The following is a 26,957-nucleotide window of genomic DNA, read 5'->3' on the forward strand; positions in this document are numbered from 1 at the left end:
GCTTATATCATCACGATCTGTTGACGATCTGCCACGTGCCGTCCTTGTTGCGGATCACGCAGGAATTTCCTGTCAGTTCCGGCAGTACCCGGGTCACGCCCGGCGGCGTGGCGGATTTGACCTCGGGCGGGCAGACCGGCAGTTTCACCGGGCTATAGCCTTTCTCGGCCATGCAGAGCTGTTTGACCCGGTCGCGGAGACCGGCGTTGGCATCATAGCTGTAAACCTCGCCATTCATCCAGTATCCCGGTCGGTTCCAGCAGTTTCCCTTGTTGTCGCAGACCCGCGGCCCGGGGACATAGGTGGGCGGCATCTGGCGGATCTGGGTGGCCACTGGCGCCTGTTTCAGCGCTTCGACATCGCAACGGGTGGTTTCCTGCTGCATTCGGGCGACGGAGACGCCGGGCCGGTAATACAGCGACATCGGCGCGCAGCCGGCAATCAGGGCAGCGGCACAGATCGACAGGAGGATCGGTTTCTTGCTCATGCCAGCAGAATGCCGCAGTCGGCGGGCGGAGACAATTGAATTGACCGTCCCGGGGCCTTCTGTCATTCAAAACATTCTGGCGGGCAGACGGTCGGCGGAAACGCGAGAGAGGCGATGAAGGTCATCATTTGCGGGGCAGGGCAGGTCGGGTGGCAGATCGCCCGGCATCTTTCGGGCGAACATAACGACGTGACGGTCGTTGACAACAATCCGGATCTGGTGCGCCGCGCCACCGATACGCTGGACGTGCAGGGCATTGCCGGCTTTGCCAGCTATCCCGACGTGCTGGACCGCGCCGGCGCCCGCGACGCCGATATGCTGATTGCCGCCACCCATTCGGACGAGGTGAACATGGTCACCTGCCAGGTGGCCCATTCGGTTTTCTCGATCCAGCGCAAGATCGCGCGGCTCAGATCGCAATCCTATCTGACTGCGATCTATTCCGATCTTTATCGCCGCGATCACCTGCCGATCGACGTGGTGATCAGCCCCGAGCGCGAGGTCGCCGCTGCCGCGATGCGCCGGCTGTCGGCGCCGGCGGCCTTCGATACCGAAGTGTTCATGGACGGCAAGGCGCAGCTTTTGGGGATCGCCGTCGGAGAAGGCTGTCCGATCATCAACACGCCATTGCGGCAATTGACCGATCTGTTTTCGACGTTGCGCGCCATCGTGGTCGGGGTTCGCCGCGAGGGGACGCTGTTCGCCCCCGACCCTGATGATCAGCTTTTCGTCGGTGACAGCTGCTATGTCTTCGCCCATGTCGAGGATGTCGACCGCACCATGGAGGTCTTCGGGAAGACTCAGAAGACCCAGGACCGGATCGTCATCGTCGGCGGCGGCAATGTCGGGCTTGAAGTGGCCCGCGCGCTGGAAAGCCGCAAGACCCGGACCCGGGCCAAGATGATCGAACGGAACCGCACCCAGGCCGAACGTGCCGCCGAGGCGCTGGAACGGACCATCGTTCTGAACGGCGACGGGCTGGACGCGGCGTTGCTGAAAGAGGCCGGGATCGCCCGGGCCGATGCGATGCTGGCGATCACCGACGATGACAAGACCAACCTTCTGTCGGCGGTGCGCGCCAAGGCCGAGGGCTGCCCGCTGGCGATCGCGCTGATCAATGACCCCACCCTGGTGCCGATGATGGAGCCCTTGGGCATCGACGCCTATATCAATCCGCGGGCCACCACCGTCAGTTCGATCCTGCGCCATATCCGCCACGGGCGGGTGCGCCAGGTCTATTCGATCGGCGACGCCGAGGCCGAGGTGATCGAGGCCGAGGTGCTTTCGACCTCGCCCATGGCGGGGCAGCGGCTGCGCGATGTCGATTTTCCCGAAGGGGTGCTGCTGGGCGCGGTGCTGAAGGGCGACAGGGTACTGCGGCCGGCGGGCGACCTGAGGATCGAGGAGGGGGACGTGGTGGCGATCTTTGCCATGGCCGCCGATGTCCCCGAGGTGGAGCGACTGCTCCAGGTCTCGATCGACTTCTTCTGAGATGCGGGCCGAGGCGCAATATGGGGTTCTGATGCGGCTGCCCCTGTTCCTGCAGGTCTGGGGCATTGCCTCTCTGTCGATGTGGGTGCCTGCCATCTATGCCGAGGTACGCAGCGTTCACCAGGTTTCTCAGGCCTTCTTCTTCAGTGGTATGATCGGGCTGGTCGCGGTCACGGCCATCGCGCTTGCCCGCGCCGCACATCCGCCGAAATATGGCTCTCTGGGGCAGCTTCTGGCGTTGCTGGCGACCTTCGCATTGTTGCCGGTGTTCCTGGCGCTGCCGCTTTACGACGGGTTGCAGACCACCAGCTATCTGAACGCCTATTTCGACATGGTCAGCGCGGTGACCACCACTGGTGCCAATCTGTTCGAGGATCCCTCTCGGCTGGATCCGGCGCTGCATCTGTGGCGGGCGCAGGTGGGCTGGATGGGCGGTCTGGTGATGTGGATCGCCGCCTCGGCCATTCTGGCACCGCTGTCGCTGGGCGGGTTCGAGATCACCGCCCGCGGTCAGCCCGGGCGCGCGGTCGCCTCGCCGGACCTGAGCGCGCGGGCCGATCCGCGTCGGCGGCTCAAACGGATCACCCTGACGCTGACGCCGGTCTATGTCGGGCTGACCCTGCTGGCCTGGGTGGCGCTGATGATCGCCGGAGAAGAGGGGCTGACGGCGCTCTGTCATGCCATGTCGGTGATGGCGACCTCGGGGATTTCGCCGGTAGGCGGAATGGAGGGCAGCCAGGCCGGGTTCGCCGGTGAGTTGATTCTGTTCTTCTTCATGTTCTTCGCCCTGTCGCGGCTGACTTTCTCATCGGATACCTCGGCGACGGGGCAGGATCGCTTCGACAAGGATCCGGAATTCCGCACCGGCCTTTTGATCATCGTCACGATCCCGGTACTTCTGGTATTGCGGCACTGGCTGGCCGCGCTGGAGGTGCAGCCGCTGGCAGATCCTGCCCTGGCCTTCGAGGGGCTCTGGGGCGGGCTGTTCACGGTGACCTCCTTCCTGACCACCACGGGGTTCGCCAGCGTCAACTGGGACGAGGCGCAGCAATGGTCCGGTCTGGGGGCGCCGGGGCTGATCCTGGCCGGTCTGGCGGTGATGGGGGGCGGCGTGGCGACCACGGCGGGGGGCGTCAAGCTGCTCAGGGTCTATGCGCTTTATCTCAACGGGCTGCGGGAAATGGAGCGGTTGGTCTATCCCAATTCGATCGGCGGCGGCAGCAGTGGTGGCAATCGGCGCATTCAGAAGAATGGCGCCTTTATCGCCTGGGTGTCCTTCATGATGTTCGCGCTGTCGCTGTCGCTGGTCTGCGTGATTCTGGGGGCGTTGGGGCTGAGTTTCGATCAGGCTATTGTGCTGAGTATTGCATCGCTTTCGACCACCGGGCCGCTGATTCAGGTGGCTGCCGACACGCCGATCCATCTGGCCGAACTGGGGGGGCTTGCGAAACTGGTGCTTTGCGCCACGATGGTTCTGGGCCGGCTGGAAACCTTGGCGATCATCGCATTGATCACGCCGGATCTCTGGCGGAATTAGCCGCCTTGCGGCGGACACGCGAAAGGATATGTTTTTTCGGGTGGAATATCCTTTCCCATCGCTCCATACTCGGCGCAAGGACGCGTTGGTCCGCAGCGCGTTACAAGAATAAAGCGAGATATAAGAAGAAATGGCTTCGGACAGACAGAACCTGCAGGACGCGTTCCTGAATCACGTCAGAAAAACCAAGGTTCCGGTGACGATCTTTCTGATCAACGGGGTGAAATTGCAGGGTGTGATCACCTGGTTTGACAACTTTTGCGTGCTGCTCCGCCGGGACGGCCAGTCGCAGCTTGTTTACAAGCATGCGATCTCGACCATCATGCCGGCCCAGCCGATCAGCCTTTACGAGGGCGAAGACGCCTCTTGATGGAACATGGTGAGGATGTCACCCGCGCCTGGGTGCTGCATCCCGAGATAAAATCCGATGCAGACCGCCGCGATCCCGGTCCGGCGCTGGAGGAAGCCGTGGCTCTGGCCGCGGCTTTGCCGGGTCTTGAGGTCATCGGTTCGGAAATCGTTCGCCTGCCGCGGCCGCAGCCCGGCTATCTCTTCGGATCGGGCAAGATCGAAGAGCTTGGCGAACGGCTGAAGGCGAATGAGATCGAGCTTGTGCTGATCGACGGCCCGGTGACCCCGGTGCAGCAGCGCAATCTGGAAAAGGCGTGGAAGGTCAAGATCCTCGATCGCACCGGGCTGATCCTCGAGATCTTCTCGGATCGCGCGCGCACGCGAGAAGGTGTGTTGCAGGTCGAGATGGCGGCGCTGTCCTATCAGCGCACCCGACTGGTCCGGGCCTGGACCCACCTGGAGCGGCAACGCGGCGGGCTTGGCTTCGTTGGTGGACCCGGCGAGACCCAGATCGAGGCCGACCGTCGCGCCATCGACGAACAGCTTGTCCGGCTGCGCCGTCAGCTCGACAAGGTGGTCAAGACGCGCGAGCTGCACCGCAAGGCGCGGGCCAAGGTGCCTTATCCGATCGTCGCCCTCGTCGGTTATACCAACGCCGGCAAGTCGACGCTGTTCAACCGGCTGACCGGGGCCGATGTGATGGCGAAGGACATGTTGTTCGCCACGCTCGACCCGACCATGCGGCGCGTTGTGTTGCCGGATGGGCCGGAGGTGATCCTATCCGACACCGTGGGCTTCATCTCGGATCTGCCGACCGAACTGGTCGCCGCCTTCCGCGCCACGCTGGAAGAGGTGCTGGCCGCCGATCTGATCGTCCATGTCCGCGACATCTCGCATGCGGGGACCGAGGAACAGGCCCGCGATGTGGAAACCATCCTCGCCTCGCTTGGGGTCGATGACAGCCGGGCGCAGATCGAGGTCTGGAACAAGATCGACCTGCTGCCCGAAACCGACCATGACGCGATGATCGCCCGGGCAGTCCGTACCCCGGATGTCTTTGCCATCTCTGCCGTTACCGGCGAGGGGCTGGATACCTTGCTGGAGGCGATCGCCGAAAAGCTGCAGGGCGTGCGGCACGAGGCGATCTTGGTCTTGCCCTTCTCGGAGGGGCGCAAGCGCGCTTGGCTGTTCCAGCAGGACATCGTGACCGAGGAACGCCAGACCGAGGAAGGGTTCGAACTGACCGTGTTCTGGACCCCGAAACAAGAGGCACAATACGCCGCGCTCTGAGGAGCGCGGCAGATTGCCTGATTTCCCTAATCTCTCGAGTCTTCCGGGATCAGATGGGTGATCCCCACCGCCGCGGCGCGGGCCAGATTCACGTCCAACGACATCGGAATATATTCCCCCCGCCGCCAGAGCTGCGCCATGTCGTCGTAATAGCGCGACAGGAAATGCCCGGACTGGCCGGTCGAGATGATAAAGACCGAACTGTCCGGATCGGCCAGATCATAGACCCCGCGATAGCCGGCGCCATGCACGTTCAGGAAGGGATCGGGATCCTCGCCTGAGGTCCGCCCACGCTCCAGCGTGTTGTCGCCGCCGCTGGTCGATTGCCGGATATTGACGAAATAGCGCAGGATCGGCACCTCGCCCAGGGTTGGGTGATCGTGGGTTGCCTGATGGGCGTCGCCCCAGCGCAGGCTTTCCAGCGTGGTGCCGTAATGTTCTCCGATCCAGACCAGCGCATCGTCCAGCGCCAGCCGTGCCATGTCGGTGCAGGTCTCCTTCGGTGCGCTCTGGCGCACATCGCACCAGATGCCGGCGCCGTCGATGTTGCGATACACCCGTTCGATGAACACCGGATCGACATGTTTGAACTCGGCGGCGAGCGGCCCCAATTCATCCTCGATCAGTCGTTTCTGCAGCGCGCGCAGCCAGGCAGCATAGATCAGCGGTTCCGGCATGTGTTCGTTCATCTCGCCGTTCCAGTCCGCAAGCATCTCGAGCGCGATCTGGCGTTGGCGTTCTGGGGTGCCTTTCGGGGCGGCCTCGCCGGTGAACCACAGATCGGCCCCGATCAGCGGCAGCAGCGACCGGGCGGTGAAGCTGACGGTATCGAGCTGCGCCTCGATAAAGCTTTCTCGGGTATGGACCTGACGCGCCTGCATCAGCCGGTCCCAGCGGTTGATTCGCTGGGTATCGCCCCAGAGGAATGAGACATGGTTGGGGAAGGGGCGGTCGAGAATCTTGTTGTTGGTATTGCCCAGGATGCCGCCCCTGGGGCTGACGAATTCGGGGTTGGCGGCATAGGGCAGACGGCCCTGCCAGCGGTTTTCGGCGCGCCAGCCCTGCGAGGGCATCCGGCCCTGGCTCTGGTGCCGGGGATCGCGGCGGGGCATCGCGCCCAAGGTCTTCATCGCGATGGTGTCGCGGTCGATCAGCATCAGGTTTTGCGATGGTGCGATGAATTTCTCGCCGGCGGCAATCGCCTGGTGCACGTCGGTCGATCGCATCAGCCCCATGGCTGCGGTCATGGTGGTATCGGCGGGATCGAGAGCGGTCCAGTTCAGCGCTGCGACATGGCCCGGGGGGGTCACTGTCTCCAGCTTGTAATGGCTGCCGGGCAGCACCGGGCCGTTCTCGGTCCAGCGCAGCGTCAGGGTGATCGGCGGCGCGTCCTTGATCTGGATGATCGACGGGCGGCTCTTGAACCGCTTGTAACCTTCGGGGGTCAGATATTCCTCGGGGTCGGCGGGATTGAGCTTTTCGATCGAGACGTCCTGATCATCGAGATAGGAGGAGGTGATCCCCCAGCCCAATTGCCGGCTGCGCCCCGACAGTACGGCGGGAATGCCCGGGATGGTGGCGCCGATGACGCCGCCCGATTGCAATTCGATCCGGGCCAGATACCAGACCGAAGGCGCCGTAAAGCCCAGATGTGGATCATTGGCCAGGAGCGTCCCGCCCGAGGCGGATCGCGCCGGCGCCGCCGCCCAGGCGTTCGAGGCGCCGGCCATGTCATGCTTGGGGAAGGGAGATAGCGGATCGTCCGACATCGGTGTGCCCGCGGCATAGCGGGGCAGATCGGGGAAGAGAGAGGCATATTCCGGCAGCGCGGCAATACCGCTGCCGGGCGCATCGGGCATGATGTCCTTCAGCCGGTCGTCATTGTTCAGCATCAGAGAGGTGCGGGCGCGCAGCACCTCGTTTTCCAGATGGCCGCTCAGTTGCAGCGCCAGAAGCTTGATCAGTGCGATGGAATCCGCCGGCTGCCATGGCGCGACAGGGGTGTTGAACAGGAACATCTCGGGCGCGCCGCGCCCCAGTGCCTTGTCGTTGATCTCGGCCAGCCGCGCGTTGACGCCGGCGGCATAGGCCCTGAGCGCGGCCTTGGTATAATCGTCCTGTGCCTCGAAGGAGATCTGCGCCAGACGATAGAGGTCAAGCCGTCTGAGCAGCCGGTCGATCCTGAGCGTGCGGGCGCCGAAGACCTCGGACAGGCGGCCCTGAACGGTGCGCCGCAGGGTGGTCATCTGCCACAGCCGGTCCTGCGCGTGGGCATAGCCCAGGCCGAAGAAGACATCCGGATCATCAGGGGCGAAGATATGCGGAACGTTGGCGTTGTCGCGGATGATCTCGACCGGGGCGGTCAGGCCTGCGACCTTTTCGGTCTGATTGTAATCCGGCAGGGATTGGCTGGCCAGGAAATAGACCAGTCCGATGCCAAGAACCACCAATACGACCAGCCCTGCCGCGATCCGCAACAGCCAGCGAAAAACCTGTCCCATCAATGTCCCCGCGTCCTGCCCCTGTGCCGACACGCGGCTGGCCCCGTGTCCCGTTTTGCGCTGCCCCGCGCGGATGTCAGATTAGGCGATCCGTCGCCGCAGGGAAAGCCGCCCGCTCCATGGCGGGCGCCGGGTCAGGGGATGATCCGGGTGTATTTCATGCCTTTGAGCGTCGCACCGACCAGCAGCCCGGCCTGTCCGAAGACTGCGGCCAGGATTGGCGAGCGCAGGGTATTGGTATCGGTCGAGACCGAGTCGCCCTCGTCGCGGAAGACATAGGCCATGTCGGCGCCGGCGGCCCAGCCCGAGGAGCGGCGGAATTCGGCCAGCGCATCCTCGGTCATGAAAAACAGAACATGGGCATATTGCTGCGCCCCGATCTGCAGACCGGCGGTGCCCTTGACCGCGGAATAGTAATCCACCGTCACCCCGTTCACCCTGAGTGCGCCACGGCCATAGCCGCCGCCCAGAACGAAACCGCCCTCGGTCATCAGCGGCATGACCAGCATGCCGGTCGATTTCTCGGCCAGGGTGACGGTATTGGGATAGAGGGTGTACATCTTGTTCAGCGTGGCATCGACGCGGGCGTCAATCTTGGCAGCCCTGTTGGACCCGACGCCATTGCCGCAAGCGGCTGTCGCGCCCATGGCGGCGAGCGCGGTCAGGGTGAAACCACGCCGGGTGAGGCGGGGGGAAGCTGTATTGTCCATTATGTGCCTGTCTCTGTCGCTTGTTTGTTGCCGCTCGTCACGGCTCAACCCGGTTTTCCGGTATTGCTCAATGTTATAAGGCGAATGGCCGGCTGTGTCACCCGCGATGCGCCCCCCGGTGGCGGGTTCTTGCCCCCGGCAGCCGGGGCACGACCGCTCAGAACAGGAAATCGTCGGTTGTCAGCGTTGCGACATCGCGTAGCAACAGGCTGAAATCTGCGGTTCCGTTGCCATCGACATCCGCCAGAACCCGTAAGTCGCCCCCCGTCAACGCGCGGACGGCGATGGCTGCGCCCTCGCCGGGCAGCGCCCCGTCGAGATGGAGCTCCACCGGGCCAGTGAACAGATCGCGCAGGTCGATCCTGTCTTCGCCGGCGGCGAAGTCGCGGATCACATCGGCCTTGCCGCCGCGGGCGCTGTCGCCGCTGGCGGTGAACCGGAACACATCGTTGCCGGCCCCACCCCAGAGCACATCACGCCCGCCGTTGCCGATGATCACATCGTTGCCGGCGCCGCCTTTCAGCAGATCCTGCCCCAAACCGCCCTGCAACCGGTCCCTGCCGGCGCCGCCCAGCAGCCTGTCGGTGCCGGATTGTCCCAATAACGTGTCACGTCCGGCGCCGCCGAGCAGATCGTCCTGGCCGGCGCCGCCCAGCAGCCGGTCGTGCCCGGCGCCGCCCTCCAACCGATTGTCGGCCCGGTTCCCGGTGATCCGGTCGTCGCCGCTGCCGCCCAGCGCGTTTTCGATCAGCGAGCGCGGGTCATCTTCGAAGAGAAGCGCGTTGAAGATATTGCCGCGCGCCGCATGCCCGTCTCCCAGCCCGGCGAGCTGGGCCCGGCTGAACACCGAATGGCCGCCGGGGCTGAGGTCGATCTCCAGACCGATGACATATGCGCTCAGGTCATATGTATCCAGGCCGCCGCCGTCCCAGAGGGTGGCAAAGATCCGATTGTCGCCGGGCGCGATGGCCACCGCGCCGTCGATCAGCGTGTCGCCGCTGTCGGGGGTCCAGCTATAGGTGGTGTCGCCGCTATTGGTGCTGTAATCGGCGCCATAGAGATGTTGCAGCGCCGCGATATCCAGCATCATCCAGCTTTGTGCATAGCCGTAGGTTTCGTTGTAATACCCGGCGGTGGACGAGGCGCCGACATAGGCGCGATAGGTCATCACCGAAAACTCCATCGTGTCCCAGTCGTAGGGCAGCGCATCGAAGGCTCCGCTGGCCTCATGGCCGTGGGACAGGCCCAGGCCGTGACCGATCTCGTGAATGACGGTGAGCCAGGCGTAATTTCCCGCCTCGGGACTGGTGTAATCGCCAGCCCCGCCGATCGAGAACCAGACATCGCCGCCGGTCGCGTCGGGGTAGGGATAATAGCTCCAGGCGGTGCCATAGTTGAACGGGTCGGCGGTGGTCTGCGCCAGCCGGATCGTGGCCTGCGCATCGGTCGTGGGCGTGACTGACAGGGCGGTGAAACCTGCCAGCGAAAACCCGTCCGCGGCCGTGCCATCGGCGGCCAGTGCAAAGGCCGCTGCAGTTGCCATCGCCTCGGTCACGGGCTGAAAGCCGGCCGGCTCTCCCGCGCCGCCATCATAATCGCCATAGTCCAAGGCGCTCGATGGCAGGCTGAAGGTGATTTCGTCGTCCCCCCAGACGGTTTCCTGCAACAGGCCGTCAATCCGGCGATCACCCGATGACCGAGTGGTGGTGAGAGAGGTGGTCAGACCGCTCATTCAAGGGCTCCTCGTGACATGGAAGCGCGGCGACCCCGACCGGGGCGCCACCTCTGCCGGCAATGTCTCAGTCGTTCAGCAGCCGGGCGACGGCGGGAGCGAAATAGGTCAGCACCCCATCGCAGCCGGCACGTTTGAAGCACAGCAGGCTTTCCAGCATGATCTTTTCGCCGTCGATCCAGCCGTTCTGCGCCGCGGCCTGGATCATCGCGTATTCGCCTGACACCTGATAGGCGAAGGTCGGGACACCGAACATGTCCTTGGCGCGACGACAGATGTCCAGATAGGGCTGGCCGGGCTTGATCATCACCATGTCGGCGCCCTCGTTCAGGTCGCGCTGGATCAGCCGCATCGCCTCGTCCGAATTGCCCGGATCCATCTGATAGGTCTTCTTGTCCCCGGTCAGCGCGCCCGAGGCGCCGACCGCGTCGCGGAACGGGCCGTAATAGGAACTGGCGTATTTCGCCGAATAGGACAGGATCATCACCTTCTGATGGCCTTCGGCTTCGAGCGCGTCGCGCATCGCCTTGATGCGCCCGTCCATCATGTCGGACGGGCCGATGATATCGGCACCGGCCTCGGCCTGGGCCAGGGTCATCTTTACCAGCGCCTCGACCGTGCGGTCGTTCACGATCTCACCATTCTCGACGAAACCGTCGTGGCCGTTGATGTTATAGGGATCGAGCGCCACATCGGTCATCACCGCCATCTCGGGCGCTGCCTCCTTGATCGCGCGAATGGCGCGATTGCACAGGTTGTCGGGGTTCCAGGCCTCGGCGCAATCCTCGGTCTTCAGGCTCGGGTCGGTATAGGGGAAAAGGCAGATGGCGGGCACGCCGAGCTCCCAAGCCTCTTTCGCAGCCTTGGCGATCAGATCGACGCTGCGCCGCATCACCCCGGGCATCGAGGGCACCGGCTCTTCGATATTGACGCCGTCGCGCACGAAGACCGGCCAGATCAGATCGTCGGGCGTCAGGGTGTTCTCGCGAACCAGCGCGCGGATCGCGGGGGTCTGCCGGACGCGGCGGGGCCGGGCGGCGGGAAAGGGGGCGATGGTCGGTTTCATGGCGCGGACTCCTTGAACAATCGTCCATTGGGTGGCATGGAAAACCACCATTCATCAAGAGTATCTGTTACCGCACCCATTCGGGCAATGCGGTCACAAGTGGAAAAGGGCGCGGCGAGTGGACTTGTACACCACGGTTTTCGAGATGATCGACATGCGGTCTTTCTCGAACCTCTGGTACTGGATCGCCTTGGCGGTGGCCTGGTCCTCGGCCAGCCATTGGGTGCTGGGCGTGCCCTATGACATGGTGTTGCGGGCGCGGCGCCTGGGCGGGCAGGCCGAACGCGATCTTGAGGATATGGTCCGGATCAATGTGAACCGTCTGCTCTATATCGTGCGGGTGTCCGGCGCCTGGGGGATGGGGATCGCCTGTTTCCTGTTGACCGTTCTGGCGCTGAGCGGTTTCGTTTATCGGCTGGAATTCGCCCAATCTCTGTTCCTTCTGGGCTTTCCGATGTCGTTGGTGGGGCTGCTCAACAGCGCGACCGCCCATCAGATCGAGCGGGAACGCCCCTCCGGAGAGCTGTTGCGCAAGCGACTGATGCGCTGCCGGACCTATACCCAGATGATCGGCATGGCCTCGATTTTCGTCACCGCACTCTGGGGCATGTATCAAAACCTGTCGCTGGGCGTCCTGGGCTGAGCAACGGGCGAAAGGTAGAATAGATGACCGAAGCCAGCCATATCACCGTCGGCGGTGCCCCCGAAGGGTTTGACGCCCAGCTGATCCTGAACGAGATCGCGAAGACCGGCGCGCCGGTGCTGCATATCGCCCGCGACGACAAGCGGATGGAGGCGATGCGCGCGGCGCTCGCCTTCCTGGCCCCCGACATGCCGGTGATCACCTTCCCGGGCTGGGATTGCCTGCCCTATGACCGGGTGTCGCCCAATGCCAACATCTCGGCGGCGCGGATGGCGACCTTGGCGGCGCTGGTGCATCAGATGCCGGCCCAATTCGTGCTGTTGACCACGCTGAACGCCGCGACCCAACGCATCCCCGCGCGCGATGTACTGCGCGAGGCGGCCTTTTCGGCTCGGGTCGGTCAGCGGGTGGACGAGGTGCAGCTGCGCAATTTCCTGGTTCGCATGGGGTTCGTACAAAGCCCCACGGTGATGGAGCCGGGCGATTATGCGGTGCGTGGTGGTATCATCGACATCTATCCGCCGGGGGATGCGGGACCAGTGCGATTGGATTTCTTCGGCGATGTGCTCGATGGCGCGCGCGGCTTCGATCCGGCGACGCAGCGAACCACCGAAAAGCTCGATCTGGTGGAGCTGGCCCCGGTCTCCGAGGTGATCCTGGACGAACCGGCGGTCACCCGGTTCCGCCAGAACTATAGGTTGGAATTCGGCGCTGCCGGCACCGACGATCCGCTCTATGAGGCGGTGAGCGCCGGGCGCAAGTATCAGGGGATCGAACATTGGTTGCCGTTCTTCCACGATCGGCTGGAAACGCTGTTCGACTATCTGCCGGGCGCCACTATCACGCTGGACGATCAGGTCACCCCGGCGCGACTGTCGCGCTGGGACAGTATCGCCGATCAATATGAGACGCGACGGCTGGCAATGGCATCGAAATCGCGGATCGACACTGTCTATAAGCCGGTGCCGCCGGGGCTGTTGTTCCTTGACGATGCCATGTGGGAGGCGGAAATCTCCGGTCGCAGGGTGTTGCAGTTCCATCCGCTGCCGCAGCCGACAGGCCCCGGGGTGATTGATGCGGGCGGTCGCATCGGGCGTAATTTTGCCCCTGAAAGACAGCAGGAAAACCTAAGTCTTTTCGGTGTATTAGCCTCTCATATCAAGGCAAAGCTTCAGAAGGGGCCAGTGCTGGTGGCCTCTTATTCCGAGGGCGCGCGCGAACGGCTTTCCGGGCTGATCGAGGACGAGGGCCTGGCTGAGACCATCGCCATTCCCAACGGGACCCGGATCGGCAAACATGGGCTCTATCTTGCGGTCTGGGCTCTGGAGGCCGGCTTCGAGACCGGTGCTCTTACCGTCATCGCCGAGCAGGATGTTCTGGGCGACCGGTTGATCCGGGCCCCCAAGAAACGCCGCAAGGCCGAAAATTTCCTGACCGAGGCGCAATCGCTCAGCCCGGGCGACCTGGTGGTGCATGTCGATCACGGCATTGGCCGCTATCACGGGCTCGAGGTGATCACCGCCGCCGGCGCCGCACATGAATGCCTTCTGCTGGAATATGCAGAAGGATCAAGGCTGTACCTGCCGGTCGAGAATATAGAACTGCTATCGCGCTATGGCCATGAAGCGGGGCTTTTGGACAAGCTCGGCGGTGGCGCCTGGCAGGCCAAGAAGGCCAAGCTCAAGGAACGTATCCGCGAGATGGCCGACCGGCTGATCCGGGTCGCTGCCGAACGGGCGCTGCGCAAGGCGCCGGTGCTGGAGCCAGAGCATCACGCCTGGGAGGCCTTCTGCGCCCGGTTCCCCTATCAGGAGACCGACGATCAGCTGCATGCGATTTCCGATGTGCTGGGCGATCTCGACAGTGGCCAGCCGATGGACCGGCTGATCTGCGGCGACGTCGGCTTCGGCAAGACCGAAGTGGCGATGCGTGCCGCCTTCGTCGCCGCCATGTCTGGGGTGCAGGTGGCGGTCATTGCCCCGACCACCCTATTGGCGCGCCAGCATTTTGCCAGTTTTTCCGAAAGGTTCCGTGGATTTCCTGTTGCAGTGCATCAACTGTCACGCTTCGTGTCCAGCGCTGAGGCGGCGAAAACCCGCGATGGGCTGGCCAAGGGGACGGTGGATATCGTTGTTGGCACCCATGCGCTTTTGGCCAAGGGCATCCGGTTCAATAACCTCGGCCTGTTGATCATTGACGAAGAACAACATTTCGGCGTTTCGCATAAGGAGCGGCTGAAACAGCTCCGCTCCGACATCCACGTGCTGACGCTGACTGCCACGCCGATCCCGCGCACGCTGCAATTGTCACTGTCGGGCGTGCGGGATCTGTCGATCATCGGCACGCCCCCAGTCGACCGTCTGGCGATCCGCACCTATGTGTCGGAATTCGATGCCGTCACCATCCGCGAGGCGCTGCTGCGTGAACATTATCGTGGCGGTCAGAGCTTTTATGTGGTGCCGCGGCTCTCCGATCTGGCCGAGGTCGAGGCCTTCCTGCGCGATCAGGTGCCCGAGGTGACCTATATCACCGCCCATGGCCAGATGGCTGCCGGAGAGCTCGACGAGCGGATGAACGCCTTTTACGATGGCAAATACGATGTGCTGCTGGCCACCACCATCGTGGAAAGCGGGCTCGACATCCCCACCGCCAACACGATGATCGTTCATCGCGCCGACATGTTCGGCCTGGCGCAGCTCTATCAGATCCGCGGTCGGGTCGGGCGGTCAAAGACCCGTGCCTATGCTTATCTAACGACGAAACCACGCACTAGACTGACCGCCACGGCGGAAAAACGGCTGCGCGTGCTGGGCAGCCTCGATACATTGGGCGCAGGCTTCACCCTGGCCAGTCAGGATCTCGATATCCGCGGCGCCGGCAATCTCTTGGGCGAGGAGCAATCGGGCCAGATGCGCGACGTGGGCTACGAGCTTTACCAGCAGATGCTGGAGGAGGCGATCGCCAAGATCCGCGCCGGCGAGATGGAGGGATTGTCCGAGGCCGACGATCAATGGGCGCCGCAGATCAACCTGGGCGTCCCGGTGCTGATCCCCGAGGATTATGTCCCCGATCTCGACGTGCGTCTGGGGCTCTATCGCCGTCTCAGCAATCTCACCACCAAGGTGGAGCTGGAGGGCTTCGCCGCCGAGCTGATCGACCGCTTCGGCAAGCTGCCGAAAGAGGTCAACACGCTGCTGCTTGTGGTGCGCATCAAGGCGATGTGCAAACGCGCCGGCATCGCCAAGCTTGATGGCGGGCCGAAGGGGGCGACGATCCAGTTCCATAACGACAAGTTCGCCTCGCCCGCCGGGCTGGTGGAATTCGTCCAGGCGCAGAACGGGCTGGCCAAGATCAAGGACAACAAGATCGTGGTCCGGCGCGACTGGCGAGGGGATGCCGACAAGATCAAGGGCGCGTTCGCCATTGCCCGCGATCTGGCCGAAAAGGTGGTTGCCGAAAAGAAGAAGGCCGGCACCAAGGGCTGAACGGCAAAGGGCTTGGCCCTGCCAGCCCTCTGTCGCTGGCGGGCCAGACCGTCGCGCCGAGATCAGCCCTCGGAGGCGATCCGGCGGAAGACCCCCTGGGCGCGGCTGCAGACATCGGCTTCGGCGTCTCTCAGTTCGGCCTCCAGGAATACGGTCTTGCCGCCACCGCCGACCTGGCGCGCCTCGATCACGGCGCGGCCGGGGCTCAGTGCCTTGAGAAACTGGGTATTCATCGACAGCGTCACACAGCGCCGGCGCGGCTCGCCCGCGGGGGTATAGCAGGCCGCCATGCCCATGGCGAAATCCAGCCCGGTCATCGCCGATCCGCCATGCGCGATGCCCAATCCGTTCATATGCTTGTCCTCGACGTCGAAGACCACGCGCGACAGTCCGGGTCCCCAGGCGTCAAGTTCGACCCCCACCAGCCGGTTGAAGGCGCCGAGATCCATGTTCGGCATATCCTGGTCCCACATCTGATCGCGCATCTGATGTCCCTATCGCTGTTTCGCGCCTTCTATAGGACGGCGGGCACGGCGGGGGGAACCCGGAATGCCTACAGGAAGCCCCTTTTTTTGGCTGCAAATATCCTGGGGTGAGGGCCGCATGGCCCGAGGGGCAAAGCCCCTCAAAATCTTACCTCTGGGGGCAAAGCCCCTCAAAATCTTACCTCTGGGGGCAAAGCCCCCGAAAACCTGACGAGCAGGAAAACCTTTCATCCGGGCCAGCGGTCGCCGGGCTTTACCCTTGTGTTTCCGGCACCCGGATCTCGGTCATTGCCGCGATCACCAGCGGATCGAGGCCGGCACCGCCCGCCGTTACATACGCGGCCAGCGCCGCCCGCATGCGCGGCTCCCAGAAATCGTTGATATGGCCGGCGATCAGCTTGGCCTGATCCGCGCCGGGTTGGGATTTGAAGAAGGTGGCGATCTGGTTCGCCATCATCACCAGTTTATCAGGCGACATCTGCGGCTCCGGTCTTGATGCGGTGGGGGTGGGCGTAAAGGTCAAAGCCGCTGCCGCGGGCGAAGGCGGCGAGCGTGAGGCCGGCCTGTTCCGCCAGCTCTACCGCCAATGCGGTGGGGGCGGAGACGGCGATCAGAATCGGGCAGCCGGCCATCACGGTCTTCTGCACCATCTCGACCGACACGCGGGAGGTGATGACAAAGGCGCAGGCTCCGGCATCCTCGCCATCCCGCGCCAGAGCGCCGATCAGCTTGTCGAGCGCATTGTGGCGGCCGACATCCTCGCGCGCGCGGGCAATCGAACCATCGGCGCGCAATTGCCCGGCGGCATGGACCGCGCGGGTGCGGTCGTGCAGCGGCTGCCACTGGCGCAGCGCCTCGGTGGCGCGGGCGACATGGGCGGCGTCAAATCGCAGATCCGAGGCGAGGCTGGGCAAGGGCCGGATCGCCTGGTCTATTGAGTCGATGCCGCAGAGACCGCATCCCACGGGGCCCGCCATGCTGCGACGGCGCGCGGCCAGCACCGCGCCATGGCCGTGGTTCAGCCAGAACCGTGCCTCGATCCCCTTAGGATGGTGTGCGATCTCAAGCTCCTCCACCTGATCGGGGCTGTCGATGAAGCCTTCGGTCAGGGCGAAGCCGATGGCGAAATCCTCCAGATCGTCGGGGCTCGCCATCATCACCGCCTGAGTGCTGCCGTCGAAGACCATGGCCACCGGCACCTCGGCGGGCAGCGCACGGGTGATGGTGCGGGCACCATCGCGCTGGACCGAGAGGCCGGGGGTGGACAGGGCTGTCGGGCGGCGCATCGGGATTACTCCGCCGCCGGCAGGATGCGGCGCGAGCGTTCGGCCTGGGCGCTATAGGCCTCCTGCCAGTCGCTCGGCCCGTTCGACGGGCTGACCTGCACCGCCGTTACCTTGAATTCCGGGCAGTTGGTGGCCCAGTCGGAGTAATCCGTGGTGATCACATTCGCCTGGGTGTCCGGGTGGTGGAAGGTGGTATAGACCACGCCGGGGCTGACCCGGTCGGTGATCTGCGCCCTCAGCGTGGTCTCGCCCGAGCGCGAGGCCAGGCGGATCCAGTCGCCATCCCGGATGCCGCGCCCCTCGGCATCATGGGGGTGGATCTCCAGCACATCCTGATCGTGCCAGGTCACATTCTCGGTCCGCCGGGTCTGGGCGCCGACGTTATACTGGCTGAGGATGCGTCCCGTGGTCAGCAGCAGCGGGAAGCGCGGGCCGGTCTTCTCGTCGGTCGCCACATATTCGGTGATCATGAACCGACCCTTACCGCGCACGAAGCCGTCGACATGCATCAGCGGCGTGCCCTCTGGGTGTGCCTCGTTACAGGGCCATTGCACCGATCCCTTTTCATCCAGCAGATCATAGGTGACACCGGCAAAACTGGGGGTGGTGGCCGCGATCTCGGCCATGATCTGGGCCGGGTGGGTATACTGCCAGTCCGCGCCCATGGCATTCGCCAGCATCTGCGTCGCTTCCCAATCGGCATAGCCGGCCTTGGGCGCCATTACCCGGCGCACCCGATTGATGCGGCGTTCCGCATTGGTGAAGGTGCCATCCTTCTCAAGGAAGGAGGAGCCCGGCAGGAAGACATGGGCGTAATTCGCCGTCTCGTTCAGGAAGAGGTCATGAACGATGACGCATTCCATCGCGGCCAGGCCGGCGGCCACATGTTTGGTGTCCGGATCCGATTGCAGGATGTCCTCACCCTGACAATAGAGGCCCTTGAAGCTGCCATCGACGGCGGCATCGAGCATGTTGTTGATCCTGAGGCCCGGCTCCGGGTCGATCTCCACGCCCCAAGCCTCTTCGAAGACGGCGCGCACCTCGGGCAGTTTGACATGGCGATAGCCCGGCAGTTCGTGCGGAAAGCTGCCCATGTCGCAGGAGCCTTGCACGTTGTTCTGGCCCCTGAGCGGGTTCACCCCCACACCGGGCCGGCCCATGTTGCCGGTCAGCATGGCGAGGTTGGCAATGGCCATCACGGTGGTGGAGCCTTGCGAATGCTCCGTCACCCCCAGCCCGTAATAGATCGCCCCATTGCCGCCCTTGGCATAGAGACGCGCCGCCGCGCGCAGTTCCGCCGCCGGCACGCCGGTCAGCATCTCGGTCGCCTCGGGGCTGTGGCGCGGGTCGGAGGCGAATTCCATGTAAAGCTGGAATTCGTCCCAGTCGCAGCGTTCGCGAATGAAGGCCTCGTCATAAAGCCCTTCGGTCACGATCACATGGGCGAGTGCGGTGACCACGGCGACATTGGTGCCGGGGCGCAGGGCCAGGTGATGGGCGGCGCGGATATGCGGCGATTTCACCAGGTCGATGCGGCGCGGGTCGATCACGATCAGCTTGGCGCCCTGACGCAGCCGCTTCTTCAGCCGCGAGCCGAAGACCGGGTGGCCGTCGGTCGGGTTGGCGCCGATCACCAGCACCACGTCCGCGGCTTCGATACTGTCGAAATCCTGGGTGCCGGCCGAGGTGCCATAGGTCTGGCCCAGCCCGTAGCCGGTGGGTGAATGGCAGACCCGGGCGCAGGTGTCGGTATTGTTGTTCAGAAACACCGCGCGCGCCAGCTTCTGCACCAGATAGGTTTCCTCGTTGGTGCAGCGGCTGGACGTGATCACGCCGATCGAACGGCGGCCGTATTTCTCCTGCAAGCCCCGCATGCGGGTGGCAGCGAAACTCAGCGCCTCGTCCCAACTCACTTCCCGCCAGGGTTCCTCGATGCTGTCGCGGATCATCGGCGACAGGATGCGGTCGGGGTGGGTGGCATAGCCATAGGCGAAACGGCCCTTGACGCAGCTGTGGCCGCGGTTGGCCTTGCCGTGCTTCCAGGGCACCATGCGCACCAGCTGATCGCCCTGCATCTCGGCCTTGAAGGAACAGCCGACGCCGCAATAGGCGCAGGTGGTGATGACCGATCGGTCGGGGGTGCCCAGTTCGATCACCGATTTCTCCTGCAACGTCGCGGTCGGGCAGGCCTGAACGCAGGCGCCGCAGCTCACGCAGTCGGAGCTGAGGAAATCGGTGCCCCCGGCGGAGACCCGGCTGTCGAAACCGCGCCCCTCGATGGTGAGCGCAAAGGTGCCCTGAACCTCTTCACAGGCGCGAACACAGCGGTTGCAGACGATGCATTTGCTGGGGTCATAGGTGAAATAGGGGTTGCTGTCGTCCTTGGGCAGCCATTCGGGGTTGGCGACGCCAGAGGTGTCGCGCGGGGCGAAGTGATTGGCAAGCGGGGCGGTTTCGGGCGCCTGATAGCGCACGTCGCGCAGGCCCACGGCGCCGGCCATGTCCTGCAGTTCGCAATCGCCATTGGCGGCGCAGGTCAGGCAATCGAGCGGGTGGTCGGAGATATAGAGCTCCATCACCCCCTTGCGGATCTTGCGGATCTTGTCGGACTGGGTGTGCACCACCATGCCCGGATGCACCGGCGTGGTGCAGGAGGCGGGCGTGCCGCGCCGCCCCTCGATCTCGACCACGCAGAGCCGGCAGGAGCCGAAGGCATCAAGACTGTCGGTGGCGCAGAGCTTGGGGATTTGGGTGCCGATCTCGGCCGCCGCGCGCATGACCGAAGTGCCCTCGGGCACCGTTGCCTCGACGCCGTCGATGGTCAGCGTGACCGGCTTGCCATGTTTTTCGGGCGTGCCCATGTCGCGGGTATCGTCCCAGGGGATGATGAAGTCTTTCATCGCATGACCTCCTGTGCGGAGCGGAAAGGCAAAGTAAGAAGGGCGGCGCCCGACCCTGGGTGGGCGATACGTGGAGAAGGTTGCGCCCTCATTCCGCCGCCTCCTTCACCGTACCGAACTCTTCCGGGAAGCGTTGCAGCGCCGATAGCACCGGATAGGGGGTGAAGCCCCCCAGCGCGCAGAGCGAGCCGTCCTTCATCACCTCGCAAAGATCGGTCAGGAGCGGCACTGCGCCGGCGTCGCCAGCGGCGATGCGATCCAGCGTCTCGACCCCGCGCACCGCGCCGATGCGGCAGGGGGTGCATTTGCCGCAGCTTTCCACCGCGCAGAATTCCATCGCGAAGCGCGCCATCTTCAACATGTCGGCGCTGTCGTCGAAGACCACCACGCCGGCATGGCCGATCAGCCCGCCCTGGCCATCGAATTCCTCGTATCCGAAGGGGGTGGCGAAATCGTCGTGAGAGAAATAGGCCCCCAATGGTCCGCCGATCTGCACCGCCTTGACGGGGCGGCCGCTGGCAGTGCCGCCGGCAATCTCTTCAACCAATTGGCCCAGGGGCATGCCGAAGGCGGTCTCGAACAGCCCGCCGAACCGCACGTTGCCGGCGATCTGTACCGGGATGGTGCCCTTGGACCGGCCCAAGCCGAAATCGGCATAGAACTGCGCGCCCTTCTCGAAGATCACTGGCACGGTGGCGAGCGAGATCACGTTGTTCACCACCGTTGGCCGGCCCAGGAACCCCTCCAGCGCTGGCAGCGGCGGTTTCGCCCGCACCACGCCGCGCTTGCCTTCGAGCGAGTTCAGGAGCGAGGTTTCCTCGCCGCAGACATAGGCGCCGGCGCCGACCCGTACCTCCATGTCGAAGGCATGGCGTGAGCCCAGCACAGAGGCGCCCAGAACGCCTTCGATCCGGGCAATCTGGATCGCCTGGCGCAGCATGTCGATGGCGACGGGATATTCCGACCGGATATAGACATATCCCTTGGTCGCCCCGGTGCCGAGGCCGGCAATCGCCATGCCCTCGATCAGGCAGAACGGATCGCCCTCGATGATCATCCGGTCAGCGAAGGTGCCGCTGTCGCCCTCGTCGGCATTGCAGACGATATATTTCTGCGGCGCTTTCGCCATCCGCACGGTGTCCCATTTGACGCCGGTGGGGAAACCAGCACCACCGCGTCCGCGCAGGCCCGAGGTCTTGACCTCCTCGACGATCTGCAACGCATTCATGCCAAGGGCGCGGCGCAGACCGGTCAGCCCGCCATGCGCCTGATAGTCGGCCAGGGACAGCGGATCGGTCAGGCCGCAGCGGGCAAAGGTCAATCGGGTCTGATGGGCGAAGAAGGGGATGTCCTCGACCCGGCCCAGCGTTTCGATCTTGCCGTCGAACAGGGCAGGAACGTCAGAGGCCGCAAGCGGGCCATAGGCCAGACGCTCGCCGTTTTCCTCGATCTCGACCAGCGGTTCCAGCCAAACCATGCCACGGGTGCCGTTGCGGATCAGCTCGATCTCCAGTCCGCGGGCCCTGGCCTCTGCCTGGATGGCCTCGGCCACCTCATCGGCGCCAAGCGCCTTGGCGGCGGAATCGAGGGGGATGTAAATCTTCATGCCTCGATCTCCCCGATGATGCGGTCGAGCTTTTGCGCATCGACCCGGCCCAGCAACTTGCCGTCAACCATGGCGGACGGTCCGCAGGCGCAAAGCCCGAGGCAATAGACCGGTTCCAGCGTGACGGCGCCGTTTTCGGTGGTGCCGTGCCACTCCACCCCCAGGCGTGCTTGCGCGTGCTCGCCAAGCGCGGCCCCGCCCATGGCCTGGCAGGCCTCTGCCCGGCAGATCTTCACCACATGGCGACCGGCGGGCAGGGTGCGGAAGTCGTGATAGAAAGAGACGACGCCATGCACCTCGGCCCGCGAGATGTTCAGCGCTTCGGCGATCAGCGGCTGGGCGATGTCGGGGATCACCCCGTAAGCGTCCTGTAGGGCGTGGAGGATGGGCAGCAACGGGCCTTCGAGGTCCGAGACCCCGGCGATCAGCGCCTTGATCTCATCTGTGTCCGGCTGCGGGATGTCCCGTGGCATGGTATCGTACTCCCAATGTCTTGAGAGGGATCTGTGGGCTGTTCTGCCGCAAATCAATATTGAAGTTTCGTTAAGTGATAGAAGGTTTCTATCAACTGACTGCAGTCAGTCGCCGCGCTTCAGCCCCTCGGCCAGCTTCATCAGTGCCTGCAGCACCGGAGTGCGCGGGTCCTGGTGCGGTGCGATCAGCCCCACCTCGGGCCGGGTGCCGCGCCGTTCGATCGGCACCAGGGCCAGATCGTGACCGGCGGCGGTGAACCGCGCCATGTCCTCGGGCAGGATGGTGACGAAAGGGCCATTGAGCACGTTCGAGACCATGACGATGGTGGAATTCGATTCCACCAGAACCCGCGGCTCCACCCCGGCCTCCATCAGGTTGCGGTTGATGATGCGGCGGTTCTGCATGTCGGGTGTCAACAGGCAGAGCCTGAGATCGCCAAGCTCGGCCCAGTTGACCCGCGCCCGCGCAGCCAGCGGGTGCTGCGGCGGACAGACCAGCGCGTAATCCTCGCGGTAGAGCGGTTCGGTCGTCATGCGTCCCAGCGGTTCGTTGTCGAGATAGGTGATCCCGGCATCGACATCGAGATTGTCGAGCATCTGCAGGATTTCGCCCGAGGAGCGCGACAGCACGGTGAAGGTGACATTCGGATGGCGTTCGGCGTAGCCGGCGGTCAGCCGCGCTGCCCAGGTCAAGGCGGTGGGAATGACGGCGATGCGCAGGTGGCCGGCGAGCCCGGCATGCGAGGCGCGCATCTCATCCCGCAACCGGCGGCTGTCGCCGACGATGCGCCGCGCCCACTCCAGCGCGCGCTGCCCCTCGGGTGTCAGTCCGCCATAGCGCGATCCGCGCTGCACCAGCCGCACGCCCAATTGTTCCTCGAGCTTGCGAATGCCGGCGGACAGGGTGGGCTGGGTGATCCCCATGGTTTCGGCGGCACGACCGAAGTGCTTTTCCTTGGCCAGCGCCAGCAGCATTTCAAGCTTGTCGATCATCGGGAATGCCTATCGGAACGCGGGACACCGATAGAGATCCTAGGATGAATATTTCCCAAAGGTCCAGCCCAGAGGCACGTTAGCGCAGCATGTCCGGTAATTTGGGAAAATGCCAATTCCCCCTTAAGTCTTTGATAACCATCGTGACTTCAGGGGAAAGTGGCGGAGAGACAGGGATTCGAACCCTGGGTGGGCTTGCACCCACAACGGTTTTCGAGACCGCCCCGTTCGACCACTCCGGCACCTCTCCGCGGGGGTCTGTGAGGGGTGCGTTTAATGGCAATCGCAGGGGGGTGCAAGGCCCGTTTTCGGCATCCTTCCGCTTTTCTTGGAATTTCCGTTGCGGGCGGCGTGGAAACTTCTACCTTCCGGCTATGAACATGCTGATCCTCCCCCGTTTCACCCCAGTTTTCCGCCGGCATGGCCTGTTGGCGGTCCTCTCTGTCCTGCTGCTGATCGCGCTGCAGATGTTGCCGCAACCGGCGCGGGCGGCGGATCGAACGCGGATCGAAAGCTTTTTGCAGGTGACCGGATTCGATGTGGCGCTGGACGCCATCGGGCAATCGGCAGGCGCGGCGCCGACCATGCTGGGGCTCGATCCCGGCGCCTTCGGGGCGGAATGGGAACGGTTGTCGGCGCAGGTCTTCGACACCAAGGTGATGCGGCGTCTGGCGCTGGAGCTTTTGCAACCGACCCTCAAGGACGACTGGCTGGATCACGCCATGGCCTTCTATGGCTCGGCTCTGGGCAAGCGGCTGGTGGCGGCGGAGAATGCCGCGCAAAGCAGCGAGGCCAACCAGAGCGAAGAGGAGGAGGGCGCCCAGCTGTTGGAGCAGATGCGCGCCGAGAATGCACCCCGAGCGGCCCTGTTTGATCAGATGATAGACGTGATCGGAGGCACCGAGGCCAGCGTTCGGGCGCTGCAGGAGATTCAATATCGTTTTCTGATGGCCGCCAGTGTCGCCGGTGTGATCGAGCTGCATACCGATTCCGACGGGTTACGCGCGCTTCTGGATGAGAATCGCGCCGAGCTGACTGCAGAGATCCGGCAATCGTCTCTGGACAAATCCGCCTATACCTATCGCGATTTCAGTGATGAAGAGATCGCGCAATATATAGAGGCCTTGAAGACGCCGGAGATGCAGAAGGTCTATGAACTGCTGAACGCGGTGCAATTCGAAGTCATGGCGAACCGGTTCGAGGTTCTGGCCGGTCGTATGGCGACGCTGGGCAAGGGCGAGGATATCTGACCCATGCGCCGGCTGCTGTTCCTTGTACTGCTGGCGCTGACGCCTGTCGGGGCGTTGGCCTCCGGGGTCGAGGAACTGGCGCGACTGCTTGACGTCGAGGGGCTGGCGCAGGCACTGCACGACGAGGGGCTGCAGCAGGGCGCCGCGCTGGATGCCGCGCTGCTGGAGGGGCAGGGCGGGGCGCATTGGGCTGAAGAGGTGGCGGCGATCTATGACGCCGATGCGATCGCCAGAACCCTTCACGATGCGTTGGCGAGCGGGCTGACCGAAGAGGAGGCTGCCGCTGCAGTGGCATTCTACGACATACCGCGTGGTCGCCGGATCGTGACGCTGGAGCTGTCGGCGCGCCGGGCGCTGAGCGACCCCGATACCGAGGCCGCCGCGCAGGAGGCCTGGCGGCAGCTTGAGCCCCGTAGGCCGGTGTCGGCGCTGGTCGGGCAGGTGACGCGCTATATTGAGGTCAACGACCTGATCGAGCTGAACGTGCAGAGCGCCCTGATCGCGCGTTATGCCTTCCTGAGCGGGCTGGCCGACGGTGGCGGGCCCGGCGTCGGGCCGGATCGGCGTTTGATGCAGGTTCTGGGGCAGGAGGCGGCGACACGGGCGCAAACCCGGGACTGGCTTTATGCCTATCTTTTGATGGCCTATGGGCCGCTGTCTCCCGAGGAACTGCGCGCCTATGTGGACTTTTGCGAAACCCCTGCGGGGCAGGCGCTGAACCGGGCGCTGTTCAAGGGCTTCGGGGCGATCTATCCCGATATCTCCTATCGGCTGGGTGGGCGGCTGGCCGCAGCGATGGGCGCCCGCCGGCTCTAGCGAGACGCGGACCATCTGTTCGCGCCGATGTGAAAGGGGTTTGAAACGGCGGGTTTGGCGCGAAAACACCATGGGCTACGGGGGAAACCTGTTGACAGAATGGCTGCCCGACGCCATAAGCGCGCATCCCGGCCCGTTTTTTGCGTGCCGGGTTTCTCTATCATGACGCCCCCGACGGGGCGCGCTGTCTGACGGTGGTGCGGGTGCAAGCCCCGGCCGCAAACGCCCCGGACGGGGGGCCACAGGACGCGGCAAGAAAAGGAATGACCCAATGTTTGCGGTCCTCAAGACCGGTGGCAAGCAGTATAAAGTCCAGGCGGGCGACGTGCTCCGCGTGGAAAAACTGGCTGCCGATGCCGGCGAAAAAATTCAGTTCAACGACGTTCTGATGCTGGGTGGCGATGCCCCCGTCGTCGGTGCCCCCTTCGTGGCCGGTGCCGCCGTTCAGGCTGAAGTGATCGACCAGGTCAAAGCCGACAAGGTGATCCACTTCGTTCGTCGCCGCCGGAAACATTCCAGCAAGCGGACCAAGGGCCATCGTCAAAAGCTGACCCTGATCAAGATCACCGACATCCTGACCTCGGGCGCAGATGCCACCGGCATCAAGGCTGCCACGGGCAAGGGCGCCGATGTTCCCGCTTCGGCTGCTGCCGCTGGTGCCGACGATCTGACCAAGATCACCGGTGTCGGTCCGGCCGCTGCCAAGAAGCTGGTTGAAGCCGGCCTGAGCAGCTTTGCCCAGATCGCAGCCTTGTCGGATGCCGATATTGCTGCTATCGACGCGGTCAAAGTGAAACCCGAATGGGTTGAGCAGGCCAAAGAGCTGGCTCAAGCGTAAGGAGAGAGACGAATGGCACACAAAAAAGCTGGCGGTTCCTCCCGCAACGGTCGCGACTCTGACGGTCGCCGCCTTGGCGTAAAGCTCTATGGCGGTCAGGCCGTCATTCCGGGCAACATCATCGTGCGTCAGCGCGGCACCAAGTTCTGGCCGGGCGAAGGCGTTGGCATGGGCAAGGATCACACGATCTTCGCCGTGACCGATGGCGCCGTGAAGTTCCACAAAGGCCTCAAGGGCCGCACCTTCATTTCGGTCCTGCCGGTGGCGGAGGCCGCTGAGTAAGCCGTAACCTGAAGGGTTCAAGAACTTAGGGGATCGGCGAAACCGCCGGTCCCCTTTCTTGTTTCCGGGCTGCGACAGACCGCGGCCTTGCGGGAGGCGGGGACAAAAAACATATGAGTATCACGGTTCGCTGCAAAAGCAGTCCGAAGGCCCTGTGAAGTTCGGAGGAGGAACGGACAGATGAAGATGGATCAGATCATGGCTCAGCCCATCATCGAAGCCGAGCGCTTTACGCTGCGCCCGGTCCGGCGTTCGGACATGGGGCTGATCGAGCTCTATGCCGGCGATGTGCGTGTGGCGAAGATGACCACCTCGATCCCGCATCCCTATCCGCCCGGTGCGGCGGAAGCTTTCGTGACCCGCGCAATGGATCCGGAAACCGAGGCGGTGGTCTGGGCGATCGACGGCACCAAGGCCGGCGAGGCCGAGCTGTTGGGGCTGATCAATCTCAAGCAGATGGACCGGAACCAATCCGAAGTCGGTTATTGGGTGGCGCCGTTGTTCTGGAACACCGGGCTGGCCTCCGAGGCGCTGGAAGTGCTGATCGCCGCCAACCCGCTGAAGAATGCCGCCATGTTCGCTAGTGTCTTTCAGGACAACCCGGCCTCGGCCCGGGTGTTGACCCATTGTGGTTTCGCCTATCTTGGCGATGCCGAAATATACTCGGTGGCCCGTGACGCCACCGTACCCACCTGGACCTACAGCCGAAAACTTTGATTGTGGCTGGATGGTCCT

The 26,957-nt window shown here is 64.1% G+C and carries 23 protein-coding genes and 1 tRNA gene; 11 read left to right on the forward strand and 13 right to left on the reverse strand.

The genetic code is table 11. The annotated features are described in order from the left end of the window. Window positions 1-10: 10 nt before the first annotated feature. Window positions 11-487, reverse strand: coding sequence for a hypothetical protein (locus G455_RS0102295; RefSeq protein ID WP_051312117.1), 477 nt, complete (start codon window positions 485-487; stop codon window positions 11-13). A gap of 39 nt (window positions 488-526) precedes the next feature. On the opposite strand from G455_RS0102295, the gene trkA reads away from it, so the two are divergent. The 4 genes from trkA to hflX all read left to right on the forward strand — a co-directional run bounded on the left by trkA (window position 527) and on the right by hflX (window position 5,156). Then, window positions 527-1,978 carry a Trk system potassium transporter TrkA gene (trkA, locus tag G455_RS0102300; RefSeq protein WP_407636232.1) on the forward strand — a complete coding sequence of 484 codons (1,452 nt, stop codon included), beginning with the start codon at window positions 527-529 and terminating at the stop codon, window positions 1,976-1,978. A gap of 31 nt (window positions 1,979-2,009) precedes the next feature. Next, a complete protein-coding gene (locus tag G455_RS0102305) occupies window positions 2,010-3,515 on the forward strand; it encodes a TrkH family potassium uptake protein (protein ID WP_229861706.1) in 1,506 nt (501 codons plus the stop codon). 130 nt (window positions 3,516-3,645) lie between these two features. Next, window positions 3,646-3,885, forward strand: a complete 240-nt coding sequence (gene hfq / locus G455_RS0102310) for an RNA chaperone Hfq (protein WP_008204623.1) — start codon at window positions 3,646-3,648, stop codon at window positions 3,883-3,885. Then, a complete protein-coding gene (gene hflX / locus G455_RS0102315) occupies window positions 3,885-5,156 on the forward strand; it encodes a GTPase HflX (RefSeq protein ID WP_028092194.1) in 1,272 nt (423 codons plus the stop codon). Before hfq ends, hflX begins: the two co-directional genes overlap by 1 nt. Before the next feature lie 26 nt (window positions 5,157-5,182). Here the strand turns inward: hflX and G455_RS0102320 are convergent, their stop codons facing one another. From G455_RS0102320 to hemB, 4 genes are all read right to left on the reverse strand, one after another. After that, a complete protein-coding gene (locus tag G455_RS0102320) occupies window positions 5,183-7,657 on the reverse strand; it encodes a penicillin acylase family protein (RefSeq protein WP_028092195.1) in 2,475 nt (824 codons plus the stop codon). 134 nt (window positions 7,658-7,791) lie between these two features. Beyond that, window positions 7,792-8,367, reverse strand: a complete 576-nt coding sequence (locus G455_RS0102325; protein ID WP_028092196.1) for a lipid-binding SYLF domain-containing protein — start codon at window positions 8,365-8,367, stop codon at window positions 7,792-7,794. Between the two features lie 157 nt (window positions 8,368-8,524). Then, entirely contained in the window at window positions 8,525-10,099 is a 1,575-nt protein-coding gene (locus tag G455_RS0102330; protein ID WP_028092197.1) for a M10 family metallopeptidase, read from the reverse strand. Window positions 10,100-10,166: 67 nt separating this feature from the next. Then, window positions 10,167-11,165: a porphobilinogen synthase gene (hemB, locus tag G455_RS0102335; protein WP_028092198.1), complete on the reverse strand. Its 999-nt coding sequence runs from the start codon at window positions 11,163-11,165 to the stop codon at window positions 10,167-10,169. A gap of 118 nt (window positions 11,166-11,283) precedes the next feature. On the opposite strand from hemB, the gene G455_RS0102340 reads away from it, so the two are divergent. After that, entirely contained in the window at window positions 11,284-11,808 is a 525-nt protein-coding gene (locus G455_RS0102340) for a hypothetical protein (RefSeq protein ID WP_028092199.1), read from the forward strand. A gap of 23 nt (window positions 11,809-11,831) precedes the next feature. Beyond that, window positions 11,832-15,293 carry a transcription-repair coupling factor gene (gene mfd, locus G455_RS0102345; RefSeq protein WP_028092200.1) on the forward strand — a complete coding sequence of 1,154 codons (3,462 nt, stop codon included), beginning with the start codon at window positions 11,832-11,834 and terminating at the stop codon, window positions 15,291-15,293. A gap of 62 nt (window positions 15,294-15,355) precedes the next feature. On the opposite strand, the gene G455_RS25470 is transcribed toward mfd, so the two are convergent. The 8 genes from G455_RS25470 to G455_RS0102385 all read right to left on the reverse strand — a co-directional run bounded on the left by G455_RS25470 (window position 15,356) and on the right by G455_RS0102385 (window position 23,286). Then, window positions 15,356-15,778, reverse strand: coding sequence for a PaaI family thioesterase (locus G455_RS25470; RefSeq protein WP_051312106.1), 423 nt, complete (start codon window positions 15,776-15,778; stop codon window positions 15,356-15,358). Window positions 15,779-16,031: 253 nt separating this feature from the next. After that, a complete protein-coding gene (locus G455_RS0102355; protein WP_028092201.1) occupies window positions 16,032-16,256 on the reverse strand; it encodes a formate dehydrogenase subunit delta in 225 nt (74 codons plus the stop codon). Next, on the reverse strand, window positions 16,246-17,064 hold the full coding sequence (gene fdhD / locus G455_RS0102360; protein ID WP_028092202.1) for a formate dehydrogenase accessory sulfurtransferase FdhD: 819 nt from the start codon (window positions 17,062-17,064) through the stop codon (window positions 16,246-16,248). The genes G455_RS0102355 and fdhD overlap by 11 nt, the downstream gene beginning before the upstream one ends. A gap of 5 nt (window positions 17,065-17,069) precedes the next feature. Beyond that, entirely contained in the window at window positions 17,070-19,964 is a 2,895-nt protein-coding gene (fdhF, locus tag G455_RS0102365) for a formate dehydrogenase subunit alpha (protein ID WP_028092203.1), read from the reverse strand. An 88-nt stretch (window positions 19,965-20,052) separates the two neighbouring features. Then, a complete protein-coding gene (locus G455_RS0102370) occupies window positions 20,053-21,570 on the reverse strand; it encodes a formate dehydrogenase beta subunit (protein ID WP_028092204.1) in 1,518 nt (505 codons plus the stop codon). Beyond that, the gene (locus G455_RS0102375; RefSeq protein WP_028092205.1) at window positions 21,567-22,043 is read right to left on the reverse strand and encodes a formate dehydrogenase subunit gamma; all 477 of its coding nucleotides are present in this window, start codon (window positions 22,041-22,043) and stop codon (window positions 21,567-21,569) included. Before G455_RS0102375 ends, G455_RS0102370 begins: the two co-directional genes overlap by 4 nt. Window positions 22,044-22,148: 105 nt before the next feature. After that, window positions 22,149-23,036: a LysR family transcriptional regulator gene (locus tag G455_RS0102380; protein ID WP_028092206.1), complete on the reverse strand. Its 888-nt coding sequence runs from the start codon at window positions 23,034-23,036 to the stop codon at window positions 22,149-22,151. A gap of 160 nt (window positions 23,037-23,196) precedes the next feature. Then, a tRNA-Ser gene (locus G455_RS0102385) sits at window positions 23,197-23,286 on the reverse strand. 130 nt (window positions 23,287-23,416) lie between these two features. Between G455_RS0102385 and G455_RS0102390 the strand changes: the two genes are divergently transcribed. The 5 genes from G455_RS0102390 (at window position 23,417) to G455_RS0102410 (ending at window position 26,939) form a co-directional block, all read left to right on the forward strand. Next, window positions 23,417-24,286, forward strand: coding sequence for a DUF2059 domain-containing protein (locus G455_RS0102390; protein ID WP_051312118.1), 870 nt, complete (start codon window positions 23,417-23,419; stop codon window positions 24,284-24,286). Window positions 24,287-24,289: 3 nt separating this feature from the next. Then, window positions 24,290-25,102 (forward strand): DUF2059 domain-containing protein, encoded by an 813-nt coding sequence (locus G455_RS0102395; protein ID WP_028092208.1) that lies wholly within the window; start codon window positions 24,290-24,292, stop codon window positions 25,100-25,102. 271 nt (window positions 25,103-25,373) lie between these two features. Beyond that, on the forward strand, window positions 25,374-25,940 hold the full coding sequence (gene rplU, locus G455_RS0102400; protein WP_028092209.1) for a 50S ribosomal protein L21: 567 nt from the start codon (window positions 25,374-25,376) through the stop codon (window positions 25,938-25,940). Between the two features lie 12 nt (window positions 25,941-25,952). Further along, complete coding sequence (gene rpmA / locus G455_RS0102405; protein WP_028092210.1) at window positions 25,953-26,222, forward strand: 50S ribosomal protein L27; 270 nt, start codon at window positions 25,953-25,955, stop codon at window positions 26,220-26,222. Between the two features lie 180 nt (window positions 26,223-26,402). Beyond that, a complete protein-coding gene (locus G455_RS0102410; protein ID WP_028092211.1) occupies window positions 26,403-26,939 on the forward strand; it encodes a GNAT family N-acetyltransferase in 537 nt (178 codons plus the stop codon). Window positions 26,940-26,957: the final 18 nt, after the last annotated feature.

Source organism: Pseudodonghicola xiamenensis DSM 18339 (genome assembly GCF_000429365.1).
In the GTDB taxonomy this organism is placed as follows: Bacteria; Pseudomonadota; Alphaproteobacteria; order Rhodobacterales; family Rhodobacteraceae; genus Pseudodonghicola; species Pseudodonghicola xiamenensis.

Bases quoted from the DNA above. Each gene is read 5' to 3' on its own strand.
- G455_RS0102395 (WP_028092208.1), top strand. From the start codon at position 24,290: ATGCGCCGGCTGCTGTTCCTTGTACTGCTGGCGCTGACGCCTGTCGGG.
- rpmA (WP_028092210.1), top strand. From the start codon at position 25,953: ATGGCACACAAAAAAGCTGGCGGTTCCTCCCGCAACGGTCGCGACTCT.
- G455_RS25470 (WP_051312106.1), bottom strand. From the start codon at position 15,778: ATGCGCGATCAGATGTGGGACCAGGATATGCCGAACATGGATCTCGGC.
- hemB (WP_028092198.1), bottom strand. From the start codon at position 11,165: ATGAAACCGACCATCGCCCCCTTTCCCGCCGCCCGGCCCCGCCGCGTC.
- G455_RS0102355 (WP_028092201.1), bottom strand. From the start codon at position 16,256: ATGTCGCCTGATAAACTGGTGATGATGGCGAACCAGATCGCCACCTTC.
- G455_RS0102320 (WP_028092195.1), bottom strand. From the start codon at position 7,657: ATGGGACAGGTTTTTCGCTGGCTGTTGCGGATCGCGGCAGGGCTGGTC.
- G455_RS0102325 (WP_028092196.1), bottom strand. From the start codon at position 8,367: ATGGACAATACAGCTTCCCCCCGCCTCACCCGGCGTGGTTTCACCCTG.
- G455_RS0102410 (WP_028092211.1), top strand. From the start codon at position 26,403: ATGAAGATGGATCAGATCATGGCTCAGCCCATCATCGAAGCCGAGCGC.
- G455_RS0102330 (WP_028092197.1), bottom strand. From the start codon at position 10,099: ATGAGCGGTCTGACCACCTCTCTCACCACCACTCGGTCATCGGGTGAT.
- rplU (WP_028092209.1), top strand. From the start codon at position 25,374: ATGTTTGCGGTCCTCAAGACCGGTGGCAAGCAGTATAAAGTCCAGGCG.
- G455_RS0102305 (WP_229861706.1), top strand. From the start codon at position 2,010: ATGCGGCTGCCCCTGTTCCTGCAGGTCTGGGGCATTGCCTCTCTGTCG.
- G455_RS0102380 (WP_028092206.1), bottom strand. From the start codon at position 23,036: ATGATCGACAAGCTTGAAATGCTGCTGGCGCTGGCCAAGGAAAAGCAC.
- G455_RS0102375 (WP_028092205.1), bottom strand. From the start codon at position 22,043: ATGCCACGGGACATCCCGCAGCCGGACACAGATGAGATCAAGGCGCTG.
- G455_RS0102390 (WP_051312118.1), top strand. From the start codon at position 23,417: ATGCTGATCCTCCCCCGTTTCACCCCAGTTTTCCGCCGGCATGGCCTG.
- hfq (WP_008204623.1), top strand. From the start codon at position 3,646: ATGGCTTCGGACAGACAGAACCTGCAGGACGCGTTCCTGAATCACGTC.
- fdhF (WP_028092203.1), bottom strand. From the start codon at position 19,964: ATGAAAGACTTCATCATCCCCTGGGACGATACCCGCGACATGGGCACG.
- mfd (WP_028092200.1), top strand. From the start codon at position 11,832: ATGACCGAAGCCAGCCATATCACCGTCGGCGGTGCCCCCGAAGGGTTT.
- hflX (WP_028092194.1), top strand. From the start codon at position 3,885: ATGGAACATGGTGAGGATGTCACCCGCGCCTGGGTGCTGCATCCCGAG.
- G455_RS0102295 (WP_051312117.1), bottom strand. From the start codon at position 487: ATGAGCAAGAAACCGATCCTCCTGTCGATCTGTGCCGCTGCCCTGATT.
- G455_RS0102370 (WP_028092204.1), bottom strand. From the start codon at position 21,570: ATGAAGATTTACATCCCCCTCGATTCCGCCGCCAAGGCGCTTGGCGCC.
- fdhD (WP_028092202.1), bottom strand. From the start codon at position 17,064: ATGCGCCGCCCGACAGCCCTGTCCACCCCCGGCCTCTCGGTCCAGCGC.